At 32.1% G+C, this 23,788-nt stretch carries 19 protein-coding genes and 1 rRNA gene; 11 read left to right on the top strand and 9 right to left on the bottom strand.

The genetic code is table 11. The annotated features are described in order from the left end of the window. Nucleotides 1-10: 10 nt before the first annotated feature. Nucleotides 11-538 (top strand): DUF1572 family protein, encoded by a 528-nt coding sequence (locus tag BT107_RS00100; protein ID WP_072301735.1) that lies wholly within the window; start codon nucleotides 11-13, stop codon nucleotides 536-538. Nucleotides 539-541: 3 nt separating this feature from the next. Here BT107_RS00100 and BT107_RS00095 read toward each other — a convergent pair whose 3' ends face one another. Then, on the bottom strand, nucleotides 542-1,441 hold the full coding sequence (locus tag BT107_RS00095) for an MBL fold metallo-hydrolase (RefSeq protein WP_072301734.1): 900 nt from the start codon (nucleotides 1,439-1,441) through the stop codon (nucleotides 542-544). Nucleotides 1,442-1,600: 159 nt separating this feature from the next. Between BT107_RS00095 and lpdA the strand changes: the two genes are divergently transcribed. Together lpdA and BT107_RS00085 are read left to right on the top strand one after the other, a co-directional pair. Next, on the top strand, nucleotides 1,601-2,992 hold the full coding sequence (gene lpdA, locus BT107_RS00090) for a dihydrolipoyl dehydrogenase (protein ID WP_072301733.1): 1,392 nt from the start codon (nucleotides 1,601-1,603) through the stop codon (nucleotides 2,990-2,992). 84 nt (nucleotides 2,993-3,076) lie between these two features. Then, nucleotides 3,077-3,367: a DUF3817 domain-containing protein gene (locus BT107_RS00085; RefSeq protein ID WP_072301732.1), complete on the top strand. Its 291-nt coding sequence runs from the start codon at nucleotides 3,077-3,079 to the stop codon at nucleotides 3,365-3,367. 9 nt (nucleotides 3,368-3,376) lie between these two features. Here the strand turns inward: BT107_RS00085 and BT107_RS00080 are convergent, their stop codons facing one another. The 4 genes from BT107_RS00080 to BT107_RS00065 form a co-directional block, all read right to left on the bottom strand. Next, nucleotides 3,377-4,105: a Dph6-related ATP pyrophosphatase gene (locus BT107_RS00080; RefSeq protein ID WP_072301731.1), complete on the bottom strand. Its 729-nt coding sequence runs from the start codon at nucleotides 4,103-4,105 to the stop codon at nucleotides 3,377-3,379. Nucleotides 4,106-4,114: 9 nt separating this feature from the next. Beyond that, nucleotides 4,115-4,537: a type II 3-dehydroquinate dehydratase gene (aroQ, locus tag BT107_RS00075; RefSeq protein ID WP_072301730.1), complete on the bottom strand. Its 423-nt coding sequence runs from the start codon at nucleotides 4,535-4,537 to the stop codon at nucleotides 4,115-4,117. Nucleotides 4,538-4,615: 78 nt separating this feature from the next. Further along, complete coding sequence (locus tag BT107_RS00070) at nucleotides 4,616-5,119, bottom strand: outer membrane beta-barrel protein (RefSeq protein WP_072301729.1); 504 nt, start codon at nucleotides 5,117-5,119, stop codon at nucleotides 4,616-4,618. 185 nt (nucleotides 5,120-5,304) lie between these two features. Next, the gene (locus BT107_RS00065) at nucleotides 5,305-5,844 is read right to left on the bottom strand and encodes a hypothetical protein (protein ID WP_072301728.1); all 540 of its coding nucleotides are present in this window, start codon (nucleotides 5,842-5,844) and stop codon (nucleotides 5,305-5,307) included. A gap of 183 nt (nucleotides 5,845-6,027) precedes the next feature. Here BT107_RS00065 and BT107_RS00060 point away from each other — a divergent pair, with 183 nt between their 5' ends. From BT107_RS00060 to BT107_RS00050, 3 genes are all read left to right on the top strand, one after another. Next, nucleotides 6,028-6,924 carry a site-specific tyrosine recombinase gene (locus BT107_RS00060; RefSeq protein WP_072301727.1) on the top strand — a complete coding sequence of 299 codons (897 nt, stop codon included), beginning with the start codon at nucleotides 6,028-6,030 and terminating at the stop codon, nucleotides 6,922-6,924. A gap of 66 nt (nucleotides 6,925-6,990) precedes the next feature. After that, nucleotides 6,991-7,485, top strand: a complete 495-nt coding sequence (locus BT107_RS00055) for an RNA polymerase sigma factor (protein WP_072301726.1) — start codon at nucleotides 6,991-6,993, stop codon at nucleotides 7,483-7,485. A gap of 5 nt (nucleotides 7,486-7,490) precedes the next feature. Continuing rightward, nucleotides 7,491-8,135, top strand: a complete 645-nt coding sequence (locus BT107_RS00050) for a hypothetical protein (RefSeq protein WP_072301725.1) — start codon at nucleotides 7,491-7,493, stop codon at nucleotides 8,133-8,135. Between the two features lie 465 nt (nucleotides 8,136-8,600). Here the strand turns inward: BT107_RS00050 and BT107_RS00045 are convergent, their stop codons facing one another. Both BT107_RS00045 and gyrA read right to left on the bottom strand, forming a co-directional pair. Next, nucleotides 8,601-9,866, bottom strand: a complete 1,266-nt coding sequence (locus tag BT107_RS00045; protein WP_072301724.1) for a tetratricopeptide repeat protein — start codon at nucleotides 9,864-9,866, stop codon at nucleotides 8,601-8,603. Between the two features lie 33 nt (nucleotides 9,867-9,899). Continuing rightward, complete coding sequence (gene gyrA / locus BT107_RS00040; protein WP_072301723.1) at nucleotides 9,900-12,473, bottom strand: DNA gyrase subunit A; 2,574 nt, start codon at nucleotides 12,471-12,473, stop codon at nucleotides 9,900-9,902. Nucleotides 12,474-12,730: 257 nt separating this feature from the next. On the opposite strand from gyrA, the gene BT107_RS00035 reads away from it, so the two are divergent. Beyond that, on the top strand, nucleotides 12,731-15,283 hold the full coding sequence (locus tag BT107_RS00035; RefSeq protein ID WP_072301722.1) for an ATP-dependent Clp protease ATP-binding subunit: 2,553 nt from the start codon (nucleotides 12,731-12,733) through the stop codon (nucleotides 15,281-15,283). 204 nt (nucleotides 15,284-15,487) lie between these two features. Then, the gene (locus BT107_RS00030) at nucleotides 15,488-15,910 is read left to right on the top strand and encodes an STAS/SEC14 domain-containing protein (protein ID WP_072301721.1); all 423 of its coding nucleotides are present in this window, start codon (nucleotides 15,488-15,490) and stop codon (nucleotides 15,908-15,910) included. 29 nt (nucleotides 15,911-15,939) lie between these two features. On the opposite strand, the gene BT107_RS00025 is transcribed toward BT107_RS00030, so the two are convergent. Then, the gene (locus BT107_RS00025; RefSeq protein WP_072301720.1) at nucleotides 15,940-17,484 is read right to left on the bottom strand and encodes a bifunctional ADP-dependent NAD(P)H-hydrate dehydratase/NAD(P)H-hydrate epimerase; all 1,545 of its coding nucleotides are present in this window, start codon (nucleotides 17,482-17,484) and stop codon (nucleotides 15,940-15,942) included. Nucleotides 17,485-17,753: 269 nt separating this feature from the next. Here BT107_RS00025 and thrA point away from each other — a divergent pair, with 269 nt between their 5' ends. The 3 genes from thrA (at nucleotide 17,754) to BT107_RS00010 (ending at nucleotide 23,250) form a co-directional block, all read left to right on the top strand. After that, nucleotides 17,754-20,198 carry a bifunctional aspartate kinase/homoserine dehydrogenase I gene (gene thrA, locus BT107_RS00020; RefSeq protein WP_072301719.1) on the top strand — a complete coding sequence of 815 codons (2,445 nt, stop codon included), beginning with the start codon at nucleotides 17,754-17,756 and terminating at the stop codon, nucleotides 20,196-20,198. A gap of 2 nt (nucleotides 20,199-20,200) precedes the next feature. Beyond that, nucleotides 20,201-21,127, top strand: coding sequence for a homoserine kinase (locus tag BT107_RS00015; protein ID WP_072301718.1), 927 nt, complete (start codon nucleotides 20,201-20,203; stop codon nucleotides 21,125-21,127). A 125-nt stretch (nucleotides 21,128-21,252) separates the two neighbouring features. After that, the gene (locus BT107_RS00010) at nucleotides 21,253-23,250 is read left to right on the top strand and encodes a DUF349 domain-containing protein (RefSeq protein ID WP_072301717.1); all 1,998 of its coding nucleotides are present in this window, start codon (nucleotides 21,253-21,255) and stop codon (nucleotides 23,248-23,250) included. A 411-nt stretch (nucleotides 23,251-23,661) separates the two neighbouring features. On the opposite strand, the gene rrf is transcribed toward BT107_RS00010, so the two are convergent. Then, nucleotides 23,662-23,771 (bottom strand): 5S ribosomal RNA (gene rrf / locus BT107_RS00005). Nucleotides 23,772-23,788: the final 17 nt, after the last annotated feature.

The raw sequence follows: 23,788 nt of genomic DNA, 5'->3' as shown, positions 1-23,788 counted from the left end.
AAAAGTAACTATGAATTTTGTTGAAGCATACAAAGAAAGTATGTTGTTTGAGTTTAACCGAAACAAAACAATGGCTGAAAAAACATTTGACCAACTAACTAATGAAGATTTACATTGGATGTATGGCGAAGCTGATAACAGTATTGCCATTATTGTAAAGCATATGGTTGGCAATATGTTAAGTAGGTGGACAAACTTTTTTACTGAAGACGGAGAAAAAGAATGGCGTAATAGAGAATCTGAGTTTGTTGCGCCATATAAAACAAAAGAAGAAATGCTTGTGCACTGGAACAAAGGCTGGGATTGCCTATTTACTGCCATTGACAACATTAACGAAGACAATTTTACTTTAAAAATTAAAATACGCGCTGTAGAGCATTCTGTTATGGCAGCCGTAAGTAGGCAACTTGCTCATTATGCTGGACACATAGCACAAATTGCATATGTAGGCAGAATGATAAAAGGTACAGAGTGGCAATCGCTCTCTATACCTTCTGGAAAATCTGATGAGTTTAACAAAAAAATGTTTGGCAAGTAATTATTACTTGTTCTTCAGGCTTTTGTAAAATGTTGTTCTAATTTTTTCTGCTGATATAAAACTCCAATCATAAGTAGCGTCAAACGGAGCTGTTATTGCTTTATTTGCCACTACTTCTTCTAGACTTTTACCAGCTTTAATTTCTTTCATCACACTACTATAAATAGTTTCTAGTGTTTTTATATACTCTAATAACTCTTTTTTATTAGACAATTCTCCATGTCCAGGTATAATTTTAGTATCGGCATTAGCCAACATAGCTCCGTTTTTTAATGCAGCTATATAACCGTCTACACTACCACCACGACTTAAATCTATATAAGGGTATTTACCAGCAAAATAAGTATCTCCCATATGCAATACATTGTTATCACTAAAATAAATTTGTGAATCACCATCTGTATGTGCATTATGTACGTGTATTGCCATTATAGTCTCATTACCATCATACAACAACATATTATCAGAAAATGTTAGTTCTGGCAACATATTCTTAGCTGTTAAAGAATCTATTTTTTTAGCGGAAAGTGCTTCTGTATTTTGCTGCTCTAAACGCTCTCTAACCTTATGGTGTGCAATAACCATAGTAGTAGCATCGTTAAAATTAGCATTACCACCTGTATGGTCACCGTGCATATGTGTATTTATTAGATATGCAATTGGTTTTGTTGTTATAGTTTCTATAGCAGCTTTAATCTTAGGACTTAACCTACTAAACTGATCATCTATCATTAGTACATTATCTTCTCCTACAAAAACACCAATATTTCCACCTTGCCCAACTAGCATATATACTTGTGGTGTTACCTTTTGCACTTGTATAATTACCTCTTTAGATTGTGCCGTAACAGATACGCCAACAAAAAGAAATAGCATTAAAAATTGAAATTTAACTGTTTTCATATCTATATAATGTTTGTTTTAGTGTGTAAAATATAAAGATAAGTACTAAAACGTTAGCATTCTGTTATTATTGATATTTATAGATTTTGGTAATTGCTAATTGCTAATTGGTTTTGTACATTTGTTACTTTAAAATTTTAGACAAATAAAAGTATATATATGAGCAATTTTGATGTTATTGTTTTAGGCAGTGGACCAGGTGGTTATGTAACTGCTATTAGAGCTTCACAATTAGGTTTAAAAACAGCTATAGTAGAAAAAGAAAGTTTAGGCGGAGTATGTCTAAATTGGGGTTGTATCCCTACCAAAGCATTAATAAAATCTGCTCAAGTTTTTGAATATTTAAAACACGCTTCGGATTACGGTTTAAATGCTGAAAATGTTGATAAAGATTTTGGCGCTATTGTTAATCGTAGTCGTAATGTTGCCGAAGGAATGAGTAAAGGGGTTCAATTTTTAATGAAAAAAAATAAAATTGAAGTCATTAACGGTTACGGCACATTAAAAGCTGGTAAAAAAGTATCTGTTAAAGATGCAGATGGTAAAGAAACTGAATACAGTGCAGACCACGTTATAGTTGCAACTGGTGCACGTAGTAGAGAATTACCTAGTTTACCACAAGACGGTAAAAAAATTATTGGTTATAGAGAAGCAATGTCTTTAAAAGAACAACCTAAAAAAATGGTTGTTGTTGGTAGTGGTGCTATAGGTATGGAGTTTGCATACTTTTACAATTCTATTGGTACAGAAGTTACTGTTGTAGAATATTTACCAAATATTGTACCTGTAGAAGACCAAGACATTTCTAAGCAATTAGAGCGTAGCTTTAAAAAAGCAGGTGTTACAATTAAAACATCTTCTGAGGTTACTAAAGTAGATACTTCTGGTAACGGTGTTAGCGTTTACGTTAAAACTAGTAAAGGAGAAGAAATTATACAGGCTGATGTTGTTTTATCTGCTGTAGGTATTAAAACTAACATAGAAAACATTGGTTTAGAAAGTGTTGGTATTGCTACAGATAGAGATAAAATAATGGTAAATGATTATTACCAAACAAACATACCAGGTTACTATGCCATCGGAGATGTTACTCCTGGCCCTGCTTTAGCACACGTTGCTTCTGCAGAAGGTATACTTTGTGTAGAGAAAATAGCAGGTTTACACGTAGAGCCTATTGACTATGGTAATATACCAGGCTGTACATACTGTATTCCAGAAATAGCTTCTGTTGGTTTAACAGAAAAGCAAGCTAAAGAAAAAGGATTTGAACTTAAAGTTGGTAAATTCCCATTCTCTGCAAGTGGTAAAGCAAAAGCTTCTGGTACTCCAGATGGTTTTGTAAAAGTTATTTTTGATGCTAAATATGGTGAGTGGTTAGGTTGTCATATGATTGGTGTTGGTGTTACAGATATGATAGCTGAAGCTGTTGTTGCACGTAAACTAGAAACTACTGGTCATGAAATACTAAAAGCTATACACCCACACCCAACAATGAGTGAAGCTGTTATGGAAGCTGTTGCAGATGCTTATGACGAGGTGATACACTTGTAGTAGTAAAAAACTTATACAATATAAATTGCCTAAAGTCTAAGCGTGTTAACTCTTAGATTTTAGGCTTTTTTTAAATTAAAAAATATGCTTAAAACATTTAGACTTATTGCTATATTAGAAGGTATTTCTTATTTACTTTTATTTGGTGTTGGTATGCCTTTAAAATATTTAGCAGGCATAAAAGAACCTAATATTTATATTGGTAATGCACACGGAGTTTTATTTATAGCCTATGCTATTATAGCAGTTCTAGTATGTAGACAACAAAATTGGGGCATAAAAAGATATGCAATACTATTTATTGCATCACTACTACCCTTTGGAACATTTTATATAGAAGAAAAATACTTAAGTCCTAAAGCTTTAAAAGCTTAGGACTTTTTTTTATTTTGGAATAAGATCGCAATACCAAAAGGAAGTATCCCAAGTAGTATTCTCATCTTTTTTAAAACAATTGTCATCATCATTACTAGTTGGAGCGTAACTTTTCTGTACTTTCTCTCCTATAGTAAACGCTACTGGCTGCGCAAAATTAGGTCCATCATACACAAACGTATGAAACTCTCCATTTTCTCCGCAAGGATCTACACCTTCAGGTAAATCATTAAAAAAACTTTCGTCTATTTCTCTACCACAAAAAGATGCATCTAACAGCTTGGCATTAACACATACTGTAATTGCCTTAAAGCCCAATTGTAACAACTCTTTAAGCAGTTGCTCTGTATCTTGTTTCCACAAAGGAAAAACACCTGTTACACCAACTTCTTTTAACTTATCTTCTCTATATTTTTTTAAATCTTCTAAAAAGATATCTCCAAAAACAGCGTGCGTATAACCTTCTGCTATTAAGTCTTGCATAGCAGATTTCATAAGCTCATTATAGCTCGTCATAGACACATCTGCATCTAACAAAATAGTTTGTAAAGAAAAACCTAAAGCTTCTGCTTGTAACTCTAACAAAGGCAAACGCAAACCGTGCATAGAAACCCTATTAAAACTTGCATTAACAGAGGTTACCAGCTTATCTACTTTATGCGTTTTAGATTGCTGCATTTTATACAATGCCAAAGCAGAATCTTTACCACTACTCCAATTAAAATATGTTTTGTGCATTAAAATAAGTTATTTAGAAGCTAAAAAGCTTTGTATAGCCAAGTCATAACTCTGTAAACCAAAACCTAGTATTACACCTTTAGCGTTAGGAGATATGTAAGATTGATGACGGAACTCTTCACGACCAAATGTATTAGAAATATGTACCTCTACAACAGGTGTTTCAATAGCTTTTATAGCATCTCCAATACCCACAGATGTATGTGTATAAGCAGCTGCATTTAAAATAATACCATCATAAGAAAAACCAACTTCTTGTATTTTATCTATAAGCTCTCCTTCTATGTTAGATTGATAATAGCTTAACTCTATATTTTTATAGGTTAACTGTAAGCTTGAAAAATAGTCTACAAATGTAGTATTGCCATATATAGTTGGCTCTCTTTTACCTAAAAGATTAAGATTAGGACCATTGATTATTAGTAACTTCATACTGTAAAAATACTAAATATTATGCATAAAAAAAGGAAGCCATAAGGCTTCCTTTTAAATATTTTATATCAGTTATTTTTACAACTGAAACATAAATCCTATGTTAAAAGTAGATGCATTTATATCATCTTCTAAACTAATACCAGCATATGATAAGTTAAGCTCAATTGAATCTGCTATTCTGTATCCTAACTTAGGGCGGTAATAAAAACCACCATCTACATCTTCCTTAAGACCAAGAGCATAACCTAAATCTGTACCTACAGAAAAATCTTCTGTAATCATAAATTTAGCTACAGCAGCAATTGGTAAAAACTGAATATCTTCTTGCTCTATTTCTATACCAGGAGCTGCATCATAAGTTTTACCAAAATAGTGAGAATACCCAATAGTACCCCCTGCATAAAAAGTTTCTGAAACAGCACCCAAATACTGTACATCAACACCTGCATTAAAACCATAAAAATCATCTAAATCTCCCATTGGAAGACCTAAATTAACACCTGCACCAAAACCTTCTTGAGCCTGTGCACTAAAAGCAAATCCTAAAGCCGCAATAGCTACAATAAATAACTTTTTCATAAATAATAATTTTAATTTTTAGTTTATAATTATGCAGTAAACTTAAACAAATATTTTAATTTACCTACAAAGACTGTAGTATATGCATTAATTTAATATTTAATTAACAATATCAACTCAAAAAAAATAAACAAAAAAAAGGCTGCCTAAAATTAGACAGCCTTAATACTATTAATAAGTTTTACTTAGAAATGTAAAGCGAAACCAATTTGGAATTGAAAAACATCTTCAGAAAATGCATCATCATTCATAGTAATGTTGTAACGTAGACCTGGCTCAATACTAACGTTTTCACCTAAGAAAATAGCATAACCACCTTGCAAACCTAAAAAGCTTGGGTTTTCATCTGCATCTTTAACACTTGCACCAGCATAATCAACCTGTACAGGAATCATACTAGCGATGTAATATTTAGCTCCAACTTTATAAGTAAAAGCAGATACATCATTACCTTGATCTTGGTATCCTAAACCAACTTTTACTGCTAAATCATCAGCAACAAAATAACCACCTTCAGCACCTAAAGACCAAGTAGTTTCTCCATCTACAGATGTTAAACCAAAAGAAGTACTAGCAGCATTAACAGCACCAAAACCTGTGTTAGCTTCAATTAACCATTTACCTTGAGCAGTTTGTCCGCCGTTAGTAGAAGTAGCTGCATCTTGTGCTTGTGCAGCAAAAGTAAATCCTAGAGCTGTGATAGCTACAATAAATAACTTTTTCATAAAAAATTTTTAATTTTTAGTTTATAATTATGCAGTAAACATAGATTGTTAATTTTGTTTACTTACAACATTTGTTGTGTAAATGTAAGTATTTGTTGTAAACCAACAATAACTAGATGTGAAGAAAAAACACGGTTTAAAAACTCTTTTTTTAACCAAATTATTAACTTAATTTTAACCTACATGAAATGGAGACAGGGACTAACTGATTATCAACACTATCTGAAGATAGAAAGAGGATTAATGGACAATTCTATTACAAATTACGTTTTAGATGTAGAAAAGTTAATTCTGTTTTTAGAGCAAAGAAATATCACAGAAACACCTATTTCTATCTCTAAACAAACTACTCAGCAATTTATATACGAGATATCTGCCAGCATTAACCCCAGATCACAGGCAAGAATTATATCTGGTTTAAAGAGTTTTTTTAACTATCTAATTTTTGAAGACTATAGGCTAGACAACCCTATGGACTTAATAGAATCTCCTAAAACCGGTCGTAAACTCCCGGATACACTGAATTTAGAAGAAATTAACGATTTAATTAACGCTATAGATTTAAGCAAACCCGAGGGCGAGCGCAACAGAGCAATGCTAGAAACCTTATATGGTTGTGGCTTGCGTGTATCTGAACTTACCAACCTAAGACTGTCTGATCTTTTTTTTAAAGAAGACTTTATTAGAGTTACCGGCAAAGGAGACAAACAACGTTTTGTACCTATTAGTGATATTAACAAAAAGTACATTACTATATATAAGGACCAAATAAGAAATCATCTAGATATTAAAAAAGGGTTTGAAGATATTTTGTTTTTAAATAGAAGAGGTAGACAATTAACCCGCGCAATGATATTTACTATTATTAAACAGCTAGCTGAACAAATAGGTCTAAAAAAAACAATTAGTCCGCACACGCTAAGACACTCATTTGCAACACACCTACTCGAAAACGGAGCAGATTTGAGGGCAATACAACAAATGTTAGGTCACGAAAGTATTACAACAACCGAAGTATACTTACACTTAGATAGAACACACTTGGCAGAGGTAATTGCAAATTATCATCCAAGAAAATAATTTTTTAAATTCTAGTGTAACAAATAATGCATTACAACTACTAACTAGTATAACTACCAACTAAAAGTGAGCAAAGACTTAGAGCATGCATTTGTAACAGAACTAGAGAACAATCAGAACATTGTTCACAAAGTCTGCACCTTATATACTAATGATAGGGATGCGCATAACGACTTGTTTCAGGAAATTACAATACAGTTATGGAAAGCGTACCCAAAGTTTAGGGGAGACGCTAAATTTAGTACCTGGATGTATAGAGTTGCACTAAACACAGCAATAACACTTTATAGAAAATCTAAAAGAAGGGTAAACACACAAGACTACGAGTCTGTAATTTTTAAAATTAAGGCAGATGAATATGATGAGACGGAAGAATTACAACTTAAGTTAATGTACAAAGCTGTAAAACAGTTAGGAGACATAGAAAAAGCACTCGTTTTTCTTTATCTAGAAGATAAAAACTACACAGAAATATCTGAAACACTTGGTATTTCTGAAGTAAACGCTAGAGTAAAGATGAATAGAATAAAGAAAAAATTAAAAACCATTTTAAATCCTTAATATATATGGATGAATTGGACATCTTAAAAAAAGACTGGCAAAAAAGGGAAATAGAACACCCTAAACTGTCTTACAATGATATTTATAAAATGATATGGAAGAAATCTTCCTCTATTGTTAAGTGGATATTTATTATTAGTATTCTAGAGTTTGTATTACCAAACCTATTATACTTACTACCTAGCACTAGAGAGCGTATGAGTATATATTATACTAATGACAGCTCTACGTTTTTTATAGTTTTATCTGGAATACAATACTTAGTTATTTTTTATTTTATTTTTCAATTCTATAAAAGGTATAAAGAAATTTCTGTTTTAGATGACGCTAGAACTTTAATGAAAAACATTATAAAAACAAGAAGAACCGTAAAACATTACGTAATTTTTAGTTTATCTATGATACTACTAACAATGAGTTTGTTTGCTGCTAGTTTTTATTTTGATCCTAATATGCTTACCGCTGTTTATCCAAATGAGATTCCTGAGGGGTTAACAGAAGAAAAGTTAAGAACTATAATGGCAATTAGTTTTATTGTAGTAGCTCTACTTACAACCGCATTATTAGCTTTAATATACTTTTTATTATATGGTTTATTACTTAAAAAGCTAAATAGAAACTACCACGAGTTAAAGAAAATGGAGATTTAAACCAAACTACCCTATTTATACAACCAAAAAAACCATCTACTATATGTAGATGGTTTTTTATTTTTAAAGGGTTACTAAAAAATTAATCTAACCTGTATTTTAATACTTACAAAGCAAAACCTATAATTATTCACCTAATAGAGTATTGGTGCATCACTTTAGTAAATACCAAAAGCTCTATAAATAATTATACAAAATCTAATGTAACAGAAAAGTATTGTCTTCGCGAGAATACATTTTAGAGAATTTAGATGTAAAGAACTTTTTAAAATGCAATAGCTCTTTACAATAATAAAAGAATGCAGCTATTAAACCAAGTAAGTCATAACACAAATAACAACATCTAAAACAAAATAACAAACAACAAAAAAGCTGAACAATGATATCATTGTTCAGCTTTTAGTAAAATAATTAATTCCTTAATAACCGATATTCAATTATATAGAACTAGAAAGTTTTAAAAGATTACTCTCCTAATAACTTCTTAAGACGCATAAAGTTTTCGTTATCACCTAATGCACCATATATATTTTTCAACTGAGATAATAATGCTTGGTTGCCTGGAGTTTGTTTTAAAGCATCTTCTAAAATCTGTGCTCCTTCTTTAAACATACTATCTTTCTTAGCCTTTAATTCATCATACTTTGCAATATCTGCTCTTGAGCTTCCTAATGCATTCATAGAATCAATTAATCCGTTACCTTCATTTACATATGTTGTAGATAAATTTAACTGAGCATTTACATACCCTGGATTTAATTCAATTGCTTTTTCGTATGCAGATCTAGCTTCAGCTATATTTTCTTGCTCCATATTAATTACACCAATGTTGTAAAATAAATCTGGATTATTTGGATCTACTCTAGTTGCTTCTGCCATTAGCTCTTTAAACTTGTCTTTGTTTCCTAATTTATATTGTAGGTTAGCTTCGTTTAAAATTAAATTAACATCACCAGGATTGTTTGCTCTTGCATCTTGGTAAGCTTCTAATGCTTTTTCATCTTGCCCTAATTGCGTATAGATAAGCGCTATATTCTTAACAATCTCAGCTTTTCTAGAAGGCATTTTTTCTTCTTTTGGATCCTTGTATTGTTTAGATTTAACCATTAAATCTCTTTGAGATTTAGCCATTTCTTCTCTTTCTCCAGTTGCAATGTTTACAGCAGAATATTTAATTTCGCTACCATCGTAGTTTATATCTTTAAGCTCGTTGTAATACTTAAGAGCTTTTTCCATATTCTGACCGTTTACAGCGCTGTTAGCTGCATAAAACAAGTAAACAGTATCTTGCTTACTTAAGTTATATGCTAGGTATAATTTATCTGCACCAGCATCAAACTTCTTCTCGTTGTTATCTTTTATTGCCGCGTTAACAATATCACCAGTCATACCAGACATAGCTTGTTTAGCTTCTACAGTATATTTCTTTTTACCTACTTCTTCTTCGTAAGCAATTAAGTCATTAAAAGCTGCAATAGATTCTTTAAAAGCACCTTCTTCACCAGCTTTAGCTAATTTTGAATATGTTTTACCTTTTACCAAGTAATATAATGCTTTAGTTTTCTCGTCTGCAGAACCTAATAATGGTTCTGCTTTTGCTAAAGCAGATTTAGCTTCAGCAGCATTATCAGATTTTAATGCTTTATCAGCAGCCTTTACTTCGTTTTTTTGTGCAAAAGTCATCGCCGAAAACGACATTGCTGCTGTTAATATTAAAAATTTAGTTTTCATTTCAATTTCTATTAAATAATTAGTGTAAAAAATTTATTCTTCTGATTCGGTAGTATCATTATCAAGAGCCGTGCCATCTTCAGATGTACCTTCTCCTTCTGTAATATCTAGAGCTTCACCTTCAATAGCTTCTTCACCATCTGCAAGTTCGTCTTCTATAACTGCTTCTTCGTCTTTCATAACCTTAGCTACAGCCGCAATAGAATCTTTACCTTTTATGTTTATCAACCTAACACCTTGCGTTGCTCTACCCATAACACGTAGATCTTCTACACCCATACGTATTGCAATACCAGATTTATTAATAATCATTAAATCATCAGAGTCAGTAACATTTTTAATTGCTACTAGTCCACCTGTTTTATCGGTAACACTGATAGTTTTAACTCCTTTACCTCCTCTATTTGTTATTCTATAATCTTCTAAACTAGAACGCTTACCGTAACCTTTCTCAGACACTACTAAAATGTCATCATCAAAGTTATGTACAGATACCATACCTACAACCTCGTCATTATCATCTGCAAGTGTAATACCTCTAACACCAGAAGCATTTCTACCCATTGGTCTTGTTTTACTTTCTTCGAATCTAATGGCTTTACCAGATTTTAAACCTAGGAATATTTGACTAGTACCAGTTGTTAATTTAGCTTCTAGTAGCTCATCATCATCTTTAATACCTATGGCATTAATACCATTTAAACGTGGTCTAGAATATTGCTCTAAAGATGTCTTTTTAACGGTACCTTTTTTAGTCGCCATAATTACATAGTGACTATTTACATACTCTTCATCCTTTAAATCTTGTGTACAAATAAATGCCTTAACAGCATCATCTTGCTCAATATTTATAAGGTTTTGTATTGCTCTACCTTTAGATGTTTTGCTACCTTCTGGTATTTCGTAAACACGCATCCAGAAACATTTTCCTTTTTGTGTAAAGAACAACATATACTGATGGTTTGTACCAACAAATAAGTGCTCTAAGAAGTCTTCTGTTCTAGTTGATGATGCTTTTTGCCCAACACCACCTCTATTTTGTGTTTTATATTCTGTTAAAGGGGTACGTTTAATATAACCTGCATGAGAAATGGTAATTACCACTTGCTCATCTGGTATCATATCTTCTATACTTAAATCGCCACCTGCAAAATTAATTTCAGATCTTCTTTCGTCTCCGTATTTCTCTTTAACTTCTAAAAGCTCATCCTTAATAATTTGCATTCTACGCTCTTGATTAGCAAGAATATCTTTTAAGTCTGCAATAGTTTTAACAATTTCGTCGTACTCTGCTCTTAACTTGTCTTGTTCCAGACCTGTTAATTGACGCAAACGCATCTCTACAATTGCTTTGGCTTGTATTTCAGAAAGTTTAAACCTTTCAATTAAGTTTTCCCTAGCTTCATCTGCATTAGAAGAACCTCTAATAATAGCAATTACTTCGTCTATATTATCAGACGCAATAATTAAACCTTCTAAGATGTGCGCTCTGTCTTCTGCTTTCTTAAGTTCAAACTCGGTTCTACGTACAACAACCTCATGTCTATGCTCCACAAAATAGTGAATCATCTCTTTAACATTAAGTAATTGTGGTCTACCTTTTACTAGTGCAATGTTGTTAACACTAAAAGACGTTTGTAATGCAGTATATTTATAAAGGGTATTAAGTACAATATTAGGTATAGCATCTCTTTTTAAGATGTAAACTATACGCATACCGTTTCTATCAGACTCATCTCTAATAGTAGAAATACCTTCTATTTTTTTATCGTTAACAAGATCGGCTGTTTTCTTAATCATATCAGCCTTATTCACCTGGTATGGTATCTCTGTAACAACAATGCATTCTCTACCTTGAACTTCTTCAAAAGTAGCTTTAGCACGCATCATTACACGTCCACGACCTGTTTTAAAGGCTTCTCTAACGCCATCATAACCATATATTATACCACCAGTAGGAAAATCTGGAGCTTTTATATGTGTTATTAACTCGTCTATCTCAATATCATTATTATCTATATATGCAATAGTACCATCTACAACTTCTGTTAAGTTATGTGGTGGCATATTTGTAGCCATACCTACTGCAATACCAGAGGCACCGTTTACTAATAAGTTTGGAATTCTTGCTGGTAAAACTGTTGGCTCTTTTAAAGAGTCATCAAAGTTTAGTTGATGATCTACTGTATCTTTTTCTATATCTGCCAACATGTCATCGGCAATTTTACGCATACGTGCTTCCGTATAACGCATTGCTGCCGGGCTATCACCATCTATAGAACCAAAGTTACCTTGACCATCTACAAGCATATAACGCAAACTCCATTCTTGAGCCATACGCACCATAGAGTCATATACAGAAGTATCTCCGTGTGGGTGATACTTACCTAAAACCTCACCCACAATACGGGCAGATTTCTTATGCGCACTATTGGAACGAACACCCAACTCATGCATACCATATAAAACCCTCCTATGTACAGGCTTTAAACCATCTCTTACGTCTGGTAAAGCACGTGATACAATAACCGACATTGAATAATCAATGTAGGCAGATTTCATTTCGTCTTCTATGTTTATTGGAATAATTTTTTCCCCTTCTGCCATATTAAAATCTTATATACTATTTGATTAAAAATTTGATGCCAATATACATAAAATCATTACGAGAAAAGCACAATTACCCCACTTTAATACATTTTTTATTAACACTTTTTAATAGGCAAATAGTTAATAATTATTTAAAATATGGTAGTCCAACCTTATTTTTTCGACAAATATTCCAACTTTAACGAATATAGGAACAGTATTTGCCTTATATAGAAATAGATTTATTACTTTTATAATTGATTAAGGATTAATTTATGGATGACAATTTTTCACCTAGAGTAAAGGATGTAATTGCGTATAGCAAAGAGGAGGCTTTAAGACTTGGGCACGATTTTATAGGTACCGAGCACTTAATGCTTGGCTTATTGCGAGACGGAAACGGAAAAGCAATTAACATATTAGATGCATTAGAGATAGATTTAGATCATTTGCGACGCAAGGTGGAAATACTGAGCCCTGCAAACCCTAATTCTGACAATCTGCAAAAAGATAAAAAAAACTTGCACTTGACTAGGCAAGCAGAACGCGCATTAAAAACAACTTTTTTAGAAGCTAAACTTTTTCAAAGTTCTTCTATTAATACAGCGCACTTATTATTATGTATTTTGAGAAACGAAAACGACCCAACTACAAAACTTTTACATAAGCTAAAAGTAGATTACGATAACGTTAAAAGCGAATTTAAATCTATTATCACTAAAGATGAAGACTTTATAGACACACCAAGAGCAGAATCTTTTCCTGGTGACTCTGACAGTAGTGATAATGATGAAAAAGAAAACTTTGGCGCTACTACCGGAGGTCCTAAATCTAACAAAAAATCTAAAACTCCTGTTTTAGACAACTTTGGTAGAGACCTTACTAAAATGGCAGAGGAAGACAAATTAGATCCTGTTGTTGGTAGAGAAAAAGAAATAGAGAGAGTTTCGCAAATCTTAAGTAGAAGAAAAAAGAACAACCCTCTTTTAATAGGCGAACCTGGTGTTGGTAAAAGTGCCATTGCAGAAGGTTTAGCTTTACGTATTATAAACAAAAAAGTATCTAGAATTTTATACAATAAACGTGTTGTAACACTAGATTTAGCTTCTTTAGTTGCAGGCACAAAATACCGTGGTCAGTTTGAAGAGCGTATGAAAGCTGTTATGAACGAACTAGAAAAGAATGATGATATTATTCTTTTTATTGATGAAATACACACCATTGTTGGCGCAGGCGGTGCAACAGGAAGCTTAGATGCTTCTAATATGTTTAAACCAGCATTAGCACGTGGAGAAATACAATGTATTGGTGCAACTACTTTAGACGAGTATAGACAATACATAGAAAAAGATGGTGCATTAGAGCGTCGTTTTCAAAAGGTTATTGTAGAACCAACTACTGTAGATGAAACAATAGAGATTTTACAAAACATTAAAGGTAAGTATGAGGAGCACCACAATGTAAATTATACAGACGAGGCTATTATTGCCTGTGCTAAATTAACGAACCGTTATATGACAGATCGTTTTTTACCAGACAAAGCTATTGATGCCTTAGATGAAGCTGGCTCTAGAGTACATATAATTAATATGGACGTGCCTAAACAAATTTTAGAGTTAGAAAAACAACTAGAAGATGTTAGAGTACTAAAAAATACCGTTGTAAAAAAACAACGTTATGAAGAGGCTGCTAAACTTAGAGACGACGAAAAAAGAATTGAAAAAGATTTAGCTATTGCTCAAGAAAAATGGGAAGAAGAAAGCAAATTACATAGAGAAACTGTATCCGAAGACAATGTAGCAGATGTTGTTTCTATGATGAGTGGCATACCTGTTAACAGAATTGCACAAACAGAAATTAATAAATTAGCAGAATTACCTAACCTTATTAAAAGTAATGTTATTGGTCAAGATGATGCTGTTGCTAAAGTTTCTAAAGCTATACAACGTAACAGAGCTGGACTTAAAGATCCTAACAAGCCAATTGGCTCGTTTATCTTTTTAGGACAAACTGGTGTTGGTAAAACGCAATTAGCTAAAGTATTAGCTAAAGAGTTGTTTGATTCTGAAGATGCTCTTATTCGTATTGATATGAGTGAGTATATGGAGAAATTTGCTATCTCAAGATTAGTTGGTGCACCTCCAGGATACGTTGGTTACGAAGAAGGTGGTCAATTAACTGAAAAAGTACGTAGAAAACCATATTCTGTAGTTTTATTAGACGAAGTAGAAAAAGCACATCCAGATGTGTTTAATATGATGCTTCAGGTTCTAGATGATGGTTTCTTAACAGATAGCTTAGGTCGTAAAATAGATTTTAGAAATACAATCATTATTATGACTTCTAACATTGGTGCACGTCAACTAAAAGACTTTGGACAAGGTGTTGGTTTTGGTACATCTGCTAAAAAAGCACAAGCAGACTCTCATCAAAAAAGTGTTATAGAAAATGCTCTTAAAAAAGCATTTGCTCCTGAATTTTTAAATAGGATAGATGACGTTATTGTCTTTAACCCATTAGAGAGAGCAGACATTCACAAAATCATAGATATAGAGCTTAAAAAACTATACAGTAGAATTAGCGATTTAGGGTACAACCTTAACTTATCAGAAAAAGCTAAAGACTATATAGCAGATAAAGGTTTTGACAAGCAATATGGTGCAAGACCACTAAAAAGAGCTATTCAAAAATACATAGAAGATGCATTAGCAGAAGAAATAGTAAATTCTAAGCTAGAAGAAGGAGATAGCATTTTTATGGATTTAAATGATGAAAAGAACGAGCTTACTATTAAAATTGAAAAAGAAGGCAAAGCTTCTGAAGCATAAATTTAATTATAAGCAAATAAACAAAAAGGAGTCAATTTTCATTGGCTCCTTTTTTATTAAATCGCATTATAGGCAATAAAAACAAAACAATATTTTGTTTTTACCAACTGTTAAAGGATATATTAACCTTTTATCTAGTTTTTTTCTAATTATCTTAACATAAATTTAATTTAGCGCCCGAACACTATTTATTACATACAGAATATGAAAATGGGGCAAACCAAAAAGGCTGTAATTGTTAAAGAATATCAATTAGAGTCTGGAAGAATATACATATATGACAATTATATGGTAGCTTCTTTTGATGAAGGAACTACTATTACATTAGAAAAAACTTTTCAAATAATTGGCATTTCAGAAATACATTTTAGAGATAGAGATTTTGGATACATTAGTCTACGTAAAAATTCTTACGCTATAGATCCAACAGTTTATAATTTTGTAAGAGGTTTAGAAAACCTTAAAGCACTCGCAATTGTTTCTGTAAAAGAAATAGATATGCACAACTTTAAAATTGAAAAAATGTTCTACAAAAAACCAATGAAGTTTTTTATAGAATACTCAAATGCATTAACTTGGGTAAAAAGAAGGTTAGCTACAGCATCGGCTACAAAAACTAAAGAATAGTTTCTGTAAGCCTTACTATAACTAATATATTATGCTTGTTGTTGCTCTTGTGCTTGCGGAGCTTCAGGTCTTCTAAATAATTCTATAAACGCCCCACCAATAGTATTAGCAATATTAGACGCTGTTAAGGATTGATACCCTAAACTCTCTACCGCCAAGTCACCAGCACTTCCATGCAAGTAAACACCAAATACGGCAGCAATAACTGGCGAGTATCCTTGCGCTATAAAACCTGTAATAACTCCTGTTAAAACATCTCCACTACCAGCTGTAGCCATTCCTGGGTTTCCAGAAGTATTTATAAATCCTTTTCCTTTATATAGTGTTATGGTATGTGCTCCTTTTATAACTAGCACACACTTATATTGTCCAGAAAAAGCTTTTGCTTTTTCTAATTTATCAAAATCATTACTCCACTCACCTATTAAACGCTCTAACTCTTTAGGATGCGGCGTTAACACACTGTCTTCTGGTAATAATTCTAATAGTTTTTTATTATTTGATAAAATATTTAATGCATCTGCATCTACAACCAAAGGTGTTGTATTTGTTTCTAAAAATTTAGAAAAAGCTTCAACTGTTTCTTTATGCTGACCTAAACCTGGACCTATTCCTATAACTGTTGCTTTTATATCAAAATTAAAATCCGTTATATGCTCATCAGATTTAGAAGTTTGCACCATAACTTCGGGCATTGCTGTTTGCATTGGTATGTAACCACACCTAGGTAAATAAGCAGATACTAAACCACTACCCGAGTTTAAAGCACCCTTTGAGGCTAATATTGTAGCTCCTACTTTACCATAACCACCACCTATTATTAAAGAATGACCATAAGTACCTTTGTGAGCAAATTTCTCTCTTGGTAAGTATAACTGTAAAACTTCATTTTTACTTACTAAATCAAATTCAGTTTCTGTCTTAGCTATATATTCTGCATCTATACCAATATCTAAAATCTCCCACTGATTAAAGTAAATACCTGTTTCTGGCAAAAAGAAAGCCAATTTAGGAGATTGAAATGTTAATATATGGTTTGCATGTATTATTGCGTTTGGATCTGTTACTACCTTATCTAAAAATAAACCAGAAGGTACATCTACCGCTAATATAAATGCTTGTGAATTATTAATGTGGTTCATTAATTTTGCAACCCAACTAACAGGTGCTCTATTTAAACCAATTCCAAAAATAGCATCTAAAACTATATCTTCTTTTGCTATTTGCGGCAACTCGTTATCTTCTGTAAGAAAATTAGGCCAAATATTTCTATCCTTAAGACGTTTTAGATTTGTTAAAAACTCATCTGTTCTTTTTTCATTATAGTTTACAATGTATACTTCTATATTATAGCCGTGCTCTTGTAAATGTCTTGCAACAGCCAAACCATCTCCTCCATTATTACCAATACCACAAAACAAATGTATTTTTGGTTGTGCGCCTTGTAATCTTAAATGCAACCAATTAAAAATTTGAGTTGCAACACGCTCCATTAACTCATCACTTGTAATTTGCTGTTTTTCAATTGTAAACTTATCAGCTTCGTATATTTGTGCACCTGTAAAAATCTTCATTCAATAAAAATATTAGTCTTTTACTGTTAAAATGGTAAAAGTTTTAGAAATCATTTGTTTAAAAAGACAAAAGTACTACATTTGATTCGTTAATAAGCAAAGCTTAAATAAACATTTTGGACAACGTAACTACATTTTCTACAACCATTTTTACTTGTGTTATTACTAACACAACAATTACCCCTATGGGGTTATTTGCTATATAATACACGTCCATTTTACGTATTGATTTTTTTCAATACAAATAAAAAATCTATAATTATCTTACAATGAAAGTATTAAAGTTCGGCGGAACTTCGGTTGCCAATGCCAAAAATATAGAATTAGTTAAAGACATAGTTTCAAAATCTACATCTAAAACAGCCGTGGTTGTTTCTGCTTTTGGTGGCGTTACAGATCTATTATTAGAAGCTGCACAATTAGCATCTATACACCAAAAAAGCTACAAAGATGTCTTTTTAAAGATTGAAGAAAGACATATAAACACCATAAAAGAACTAATTCCTGTAACCAACCAAAGTAAAGTTTTAAGCAAAGTAAAAACCGAATTAAACATACTAGAAACATTATTAGAGGGCGCATTCTTTATTGGTGAAATAACACCTAAATTATCAGACAAAATAGTAAGTTATGGAGAACTATTATCTTCTTACATTATTAGTGAATACTTTATAGCCCAAGGTTTAAATACTGCATACAAAGACAGTAGAGAGCTTATAAAAACTAATGCCAATTATGGTAAAGCTGCAATTAAAAACTTTAATGAAACAAATAGCTTAATTAAAAATTTCTTTAATAGCACAGAAAGCAAAATTACTGTTTTAGGTGGTTTTATTGCTTCTTCAACTCAGGGAGACTCTACAACTTTAGGCCGTGGCGGATCTGATTATACAGCATCTATTATTGCTGCTGCCATTGATGCCGAAAACTTAGAAATTTGGACAGATGTTAGCGGTATGTTTACAGCAAATCCTAGAATAGTTAAACAAGCTAAAGCAATAGCTAATATATCTTATGAAGAAGCTATGGAACTTTCTCATTTTGGGGCTAAAGTTTTATACCCACCTACAATACAACCGGTACTTGCAAAAGGCATATCAATTGCTATAAAAAACACGTTTAATCCTGAGTCTCAAGGTACAATTATAACTAAAAACTTAGATAAAAACGGGAGAACGGTTCGCGGAATAAGTCATATAGAAAATATTAGTCTATTATCTTTAGAAGGCTCCGGAATGGTTGGCATACCAGGTATATCTAAACGCTTTTTTGAAGTACTTTCGGTAGCGCAAATTAGCATTGTGCTTATAACTCAAGCATCTTCAGAGCATTCAATTTGTGTTGGTATTTCTGCTGATGATGTAACTACTGCAGAAGCTGCAATTAATTCGGAATTTGAGTACGAAATTTCATTACGAAAAATTAAACCTGTTTTGGTTGAAAATGATCTTGCAATTATTGCTCTTGTCGGTGACCATATGAAAAACCACCAAGGGTTAAGCGGAAAAATGTTTAGCACACTAGGTAAAAATAACGTAAATATTAGAGTTATAGCACAAGGATCATCTGAACGTAATATCTCAGCCGTTATAGATAAGTGCGATGTTAAAAAGGCTTTAAATGCTCTTCATGAGAAATTTTTTGAAGAAAACACAAAACAACTTAACTTGTTTATTATGGGTGTTGGTAATGTTGGTTCTAAATTATTACATCAAATTAAACAACAAAAAAAATACCTTAAAGACAATTTAAAATTAAACATTAGAGTAGTTGGTATATCTAACTCCAGAACTATGTTTTTTGATGAAGACGGAATCTCTTTAAAAAATTGGGAAACACAATTAGCTAGCGGAGATAAAGCTGATAAAGAAAAATTCTTTTCTAAAGTAAATGAATTAAACTACAGAAATAGCATTTTTATAGACAACACAGCTAGTGATGTAGTCTCTAGGACTTATGCAGATTATTTACGCAATAGCATTTCTGTTGTTACTTGTAATAAAATTGCATGCTCATCGGAATATGATAACTATAGTAAATTAAAATATTTAGCTCAAAAATATAATGCTCCCTTTTTGTTTGAAACTAATGTAGGCGCAGGTTTACCAATTATAGATACATTAAAACATTTAATTGCATCTGGAGATAAAATATTAAAAATACAAGCGGTACTATCTGGTAGTTTAAACTTTGTCTTTAATAACTTTAGTAGCTCTACTACTTTTCATGATATCGTAAAAGAAGCTCAAGAAGAAGGTTACACAGAGCCAGACCCTAAAATAGATTTAAGCGGGATAGATGTTGCCCGTAAAATTTTAATTTTAGCAAGAGAAAGTGGTTATAAATTAGATATTGATGAAATAACTAATAAACCATTTTTACCAAAAGAAAGCTTAGCTACAACAAATAACGAAGACTTCTTTGCCTCTCTTATTAAAAATGAAGATTCTTTCCAAGATATGTTTAATGAATCAGACAAAAAAGATTGCAAACTTAAGTATGTCGCTCAGTTTGAAAATGGAAAAGCAAGCGTTGGTTTACAACACATACCAAAAGGGCACGACTTTTACAATCTAGAAGGTAGTGATAATATTGTTTTATTTTTTACTGAAAGATATCCTAACCAACCTATGATAATCAAAGGCGCTGGCGCAGGAGCAGATGTTACTGCTTCTGGTATATTTGCTGATATAATAAGAATTGGAAACTTTTAATTATGAAAAACGAAATTAGGGTATTTTGTCCTGCTACTATAGCAAATGTATCTTGTGGTTTTGATGTTCTTGGTGTTGCTTTAGACAGTGTTGGTGACGAAATGGTTATCAGAAAAACTACCAAGAAAGGCATAACAATTACAAAATTAGAAGGTCAAGACCTACCATTAGAAACCCATAAAAACGTTGCTGGTGTTGCGGGCTTGGCCTTGTTAGCTGCAACAGATTACTCTGGTGGTTTTGAGATAGAAATATATAAGAATATTAAAGCTGGTAGCGGTATAGGAAGTAGCGCTGCCAGCTCTACTGGTGCTGTTTGGGCAATGAACCAATTACTAGGCAAGCCTTTTTCTAATTTAGAACTTGTTCAATTTTCTATGAAAGGAGAAGAATTAGCAAGTGGTGTACAACATGCAGATAATGTAGCACCTGCAATATTTGGAGGTTTCACTTTAGTTCGTAGCTATAATCCCTTGGATATAATAAAAATAAATACACCTAAAGAACTTTACGCAACGGTTATACATCCGCAAATAGAGATAAAAACGTCAGATTCTAGAAAAATACTTAAAACAACAATTTCTTTAGCAGACGGTATTAAGCAATGGGGAAATGTTGGTGGACTAATAGCTGGTTTATATACTGAAGATTATGATTTAATTGGCCGGTCGTTACAAGATTACATTATAGAACCAATACGCTCTATACTTATACCTGCTTTTGACAATGTAAAAAGTGCTTCTTTAGAAGCTGGCGCGTTGGGTTGTGGAATCTCAGGGTCTGGCCCATCTATATTTGCCTTAAGCAAAGGAAAAGAAAACGCTAAAAAAGTAGCCAATGCAATGCAAGATATCTATAATAAAGTAGGCATACCTTATGACATACACGTTTCTAGAGTAAACTTAGAGGGAGTTAAAGTAATAAAATAACAAATTATAAGAAAAATACCACTACCAAATGTAGAATTTAAGACTGCTAAAAAACATATTAAGTTTTGAAGTTTGTTTGGTTGTTAGTATATTACCATTATATAGAAATCCAAATACTAAAGATTATGTTGGAAGACAGCAAAGAAGAACTACAAAACAATGTAGAGGGTGAAGAAAATTCAGAAACTACTGATGCAACTACTACATCAGAGAAAACCACTGAAATAAAAAATGAAGATCTTGACAACTCATCATCTAACGAAGAAGTTGAAGATGATAAAGAAATTATAGATGAGATTGAAGAAACAAATGCAGAAGATGCAGAAGATCAAGACAATCAAAAAAGGCATGAAATACCATTATTAGATTACCATGCAATGAGTATGGAAAATTTAGTAGGCGAACTACAACGCTTGGTAAAGAATGAAAAAGTACAGGCCATTAAAAAACACATAGATGGTATTAAATATGAATTCGACTTAAAGTTTCAAGAATTTCTTGAACATAAAAAAGAAGAATTTATAGCTAATGGCGGCAATGAAATTGACTTTAAATACAACTCTGTAACAAAAAGACAATTTAACGAAGTATTTTCTGATTATAGAGAAAAAAGAGATGAATATTATAAAAACCTAGAACAAAACCTTCAAAAAAACTTAGAAAAACGACTTCAAATAATTGAAGATTTAAAAGGTCTTGTAAACGTAGAAGAAGATATAAATACTACGTATAAGAACTTTAAAGACCTTCAAGAAAACTGGAGAAATGCTGGACCTATTCCTAGGACAGATTATAACAATGTCTGGAAAACATACCACCACCATATAGAAATTTTTTACGACTTTCTTCATTTAAACAGGGAATTAAGAGATTTAGACTTTAAACATAATTTAGAAGAAAAACTTAAATTAATAGTTCGTGCTAACGCCTTAACTAACGAGCCAGATCTTAGCAAAGCTTTTAGAGAATTACAAACATTACACAAAATCTGGAAAGAAGATATTGGCCCTGTAGGTAAAGACCACAGAGAGTTAATCTGGGAAGAATTTAGCAATGCTACAAAAGTATTACACCAAAGGAGACAAGATTATTATAAAGACCTAGATAAAATTCACGAGGTTAACTTAGAAAAAAAGAACTCTATTATAGCAAAAATAATTGCCATATCAGAAAACACATCTAGCAACCATAAAGAATTACAAAAACAAATTAAAGAAATAGAAGCTCTAAGAGAAGAATTCTTTAACGCTGGCAAAGTACCTCAGAAATCTAACGAACAAACTTGGGCAACCTTTAAAGAAGCAGTAAAAACATTTAACAAGTCTAAAAATGCTTTTTACAAAAACTTAAAAAAGGAACAACAAGAAAATTTAGATAAAAAAAGAGCTTTATTAGAAACCGCTATTCAAATAAAAGATAGCGAAGATTGGGACGTTGCAACTAAAGAAATGAAACGCGTACAAGGAGAGTGGAAAACAATTGGCCACGTTCCTAGAAAATATTCTGATAAAATTTGGAATGAGTTCAAGGCTGCTTGTAATCATTATTTTGACAGACTTCACGCTTTAAAAAATCAATCTAGCAAAGAGGAACTTGAAAATTTAGAACATAAAACAGCTTGTTTAGACAAGTTAAAAGAGTTTCAACTTTCTGGCGATAGATCTAAAGATTTAGCTAGTATTAAGGAGTTTATAAACGAATGGAAAAGCTACGGACACGTACCGTTTAAAAAGAAAAATATAAATAATAAATTTAATACTATTTTAGATGCCATATTTAGAAAACTAGATATTAGCAAGCAAGAATCAGAGTTGCTTAAATATGGTGATAAGATTCAAAAGTTATCATCTAGCGATAATGAAAATGCAATCTACAAAGAAAGGTTATTTATTAGAAGAAAAATTGATGAATCTAAAAACGAAATTCGTCAGTTAGAAAACAATTTACAGTTTTTCTCAAATGCTTCTGAAGACAATCCTTTAGTTAAAAATGTTTTAAAGAATATTAACAATCAAAAAGAGTCTTTAAATACATGGAAAGCAAAATTAAAGAAGCTTAACATACTTGAGAATACTAAAAATAAAGAGGAAGAAGAAGAATTAAATAGTAGTGAAGAAGAATAACTTCATATCACATAGTAGTATATAATAAAAGGGCTAGAAACATATGTTTCTAGCCCTTTTTCTTTGTGGTAAACTCAATAATATTCTCATACTAGTTCCTATTAATACACAGCTAATAACAACAAATAGTACCTAATTAATACATTATCTATAATCTAACTACCGTAAACTACACATTAAAACAATTCACTCCTCCTATTACTACTATTCTGATGCTGTATACTAGCTTATATAGATTTAACTAGTGCAAGTTTGGTTATACACGCGTATACCCCTCTATAAACTAAAAAAGGCCTAGAGTATATCTAGGCCTTTTTTGATGCTATTTGTATAAACTATGACTTGTAATCTATACTATCCTTAAATTTAGGGTATAAAAAAAGCCCTTATCGTTAGATAAGGGCTTTTGAAAAAAGGCGACGGCCTACTCTCCCACCTAGTGGCAGTACCATCGGCGCAGATGAGCTTAACTTCCCTGTTCGGAATGGAAAGGGGTGAGCCTCATCGCCATGGCCACCTTAAATTGTTTGTTAATTGC

This window comes from Cellulophaga fucicola, from assembly GCF_900119145.1.
Classification (GTDB): domain Bacteria; phylum Bacteroidota; class Bacteroidia; order Flavobacteriales; family Flavobacteriaceae; genus Cellulophaga; species Cellulophaga fucicola.
This window is presented reverse-complemented; position numbering and strand designations above follow the sequence as displayed.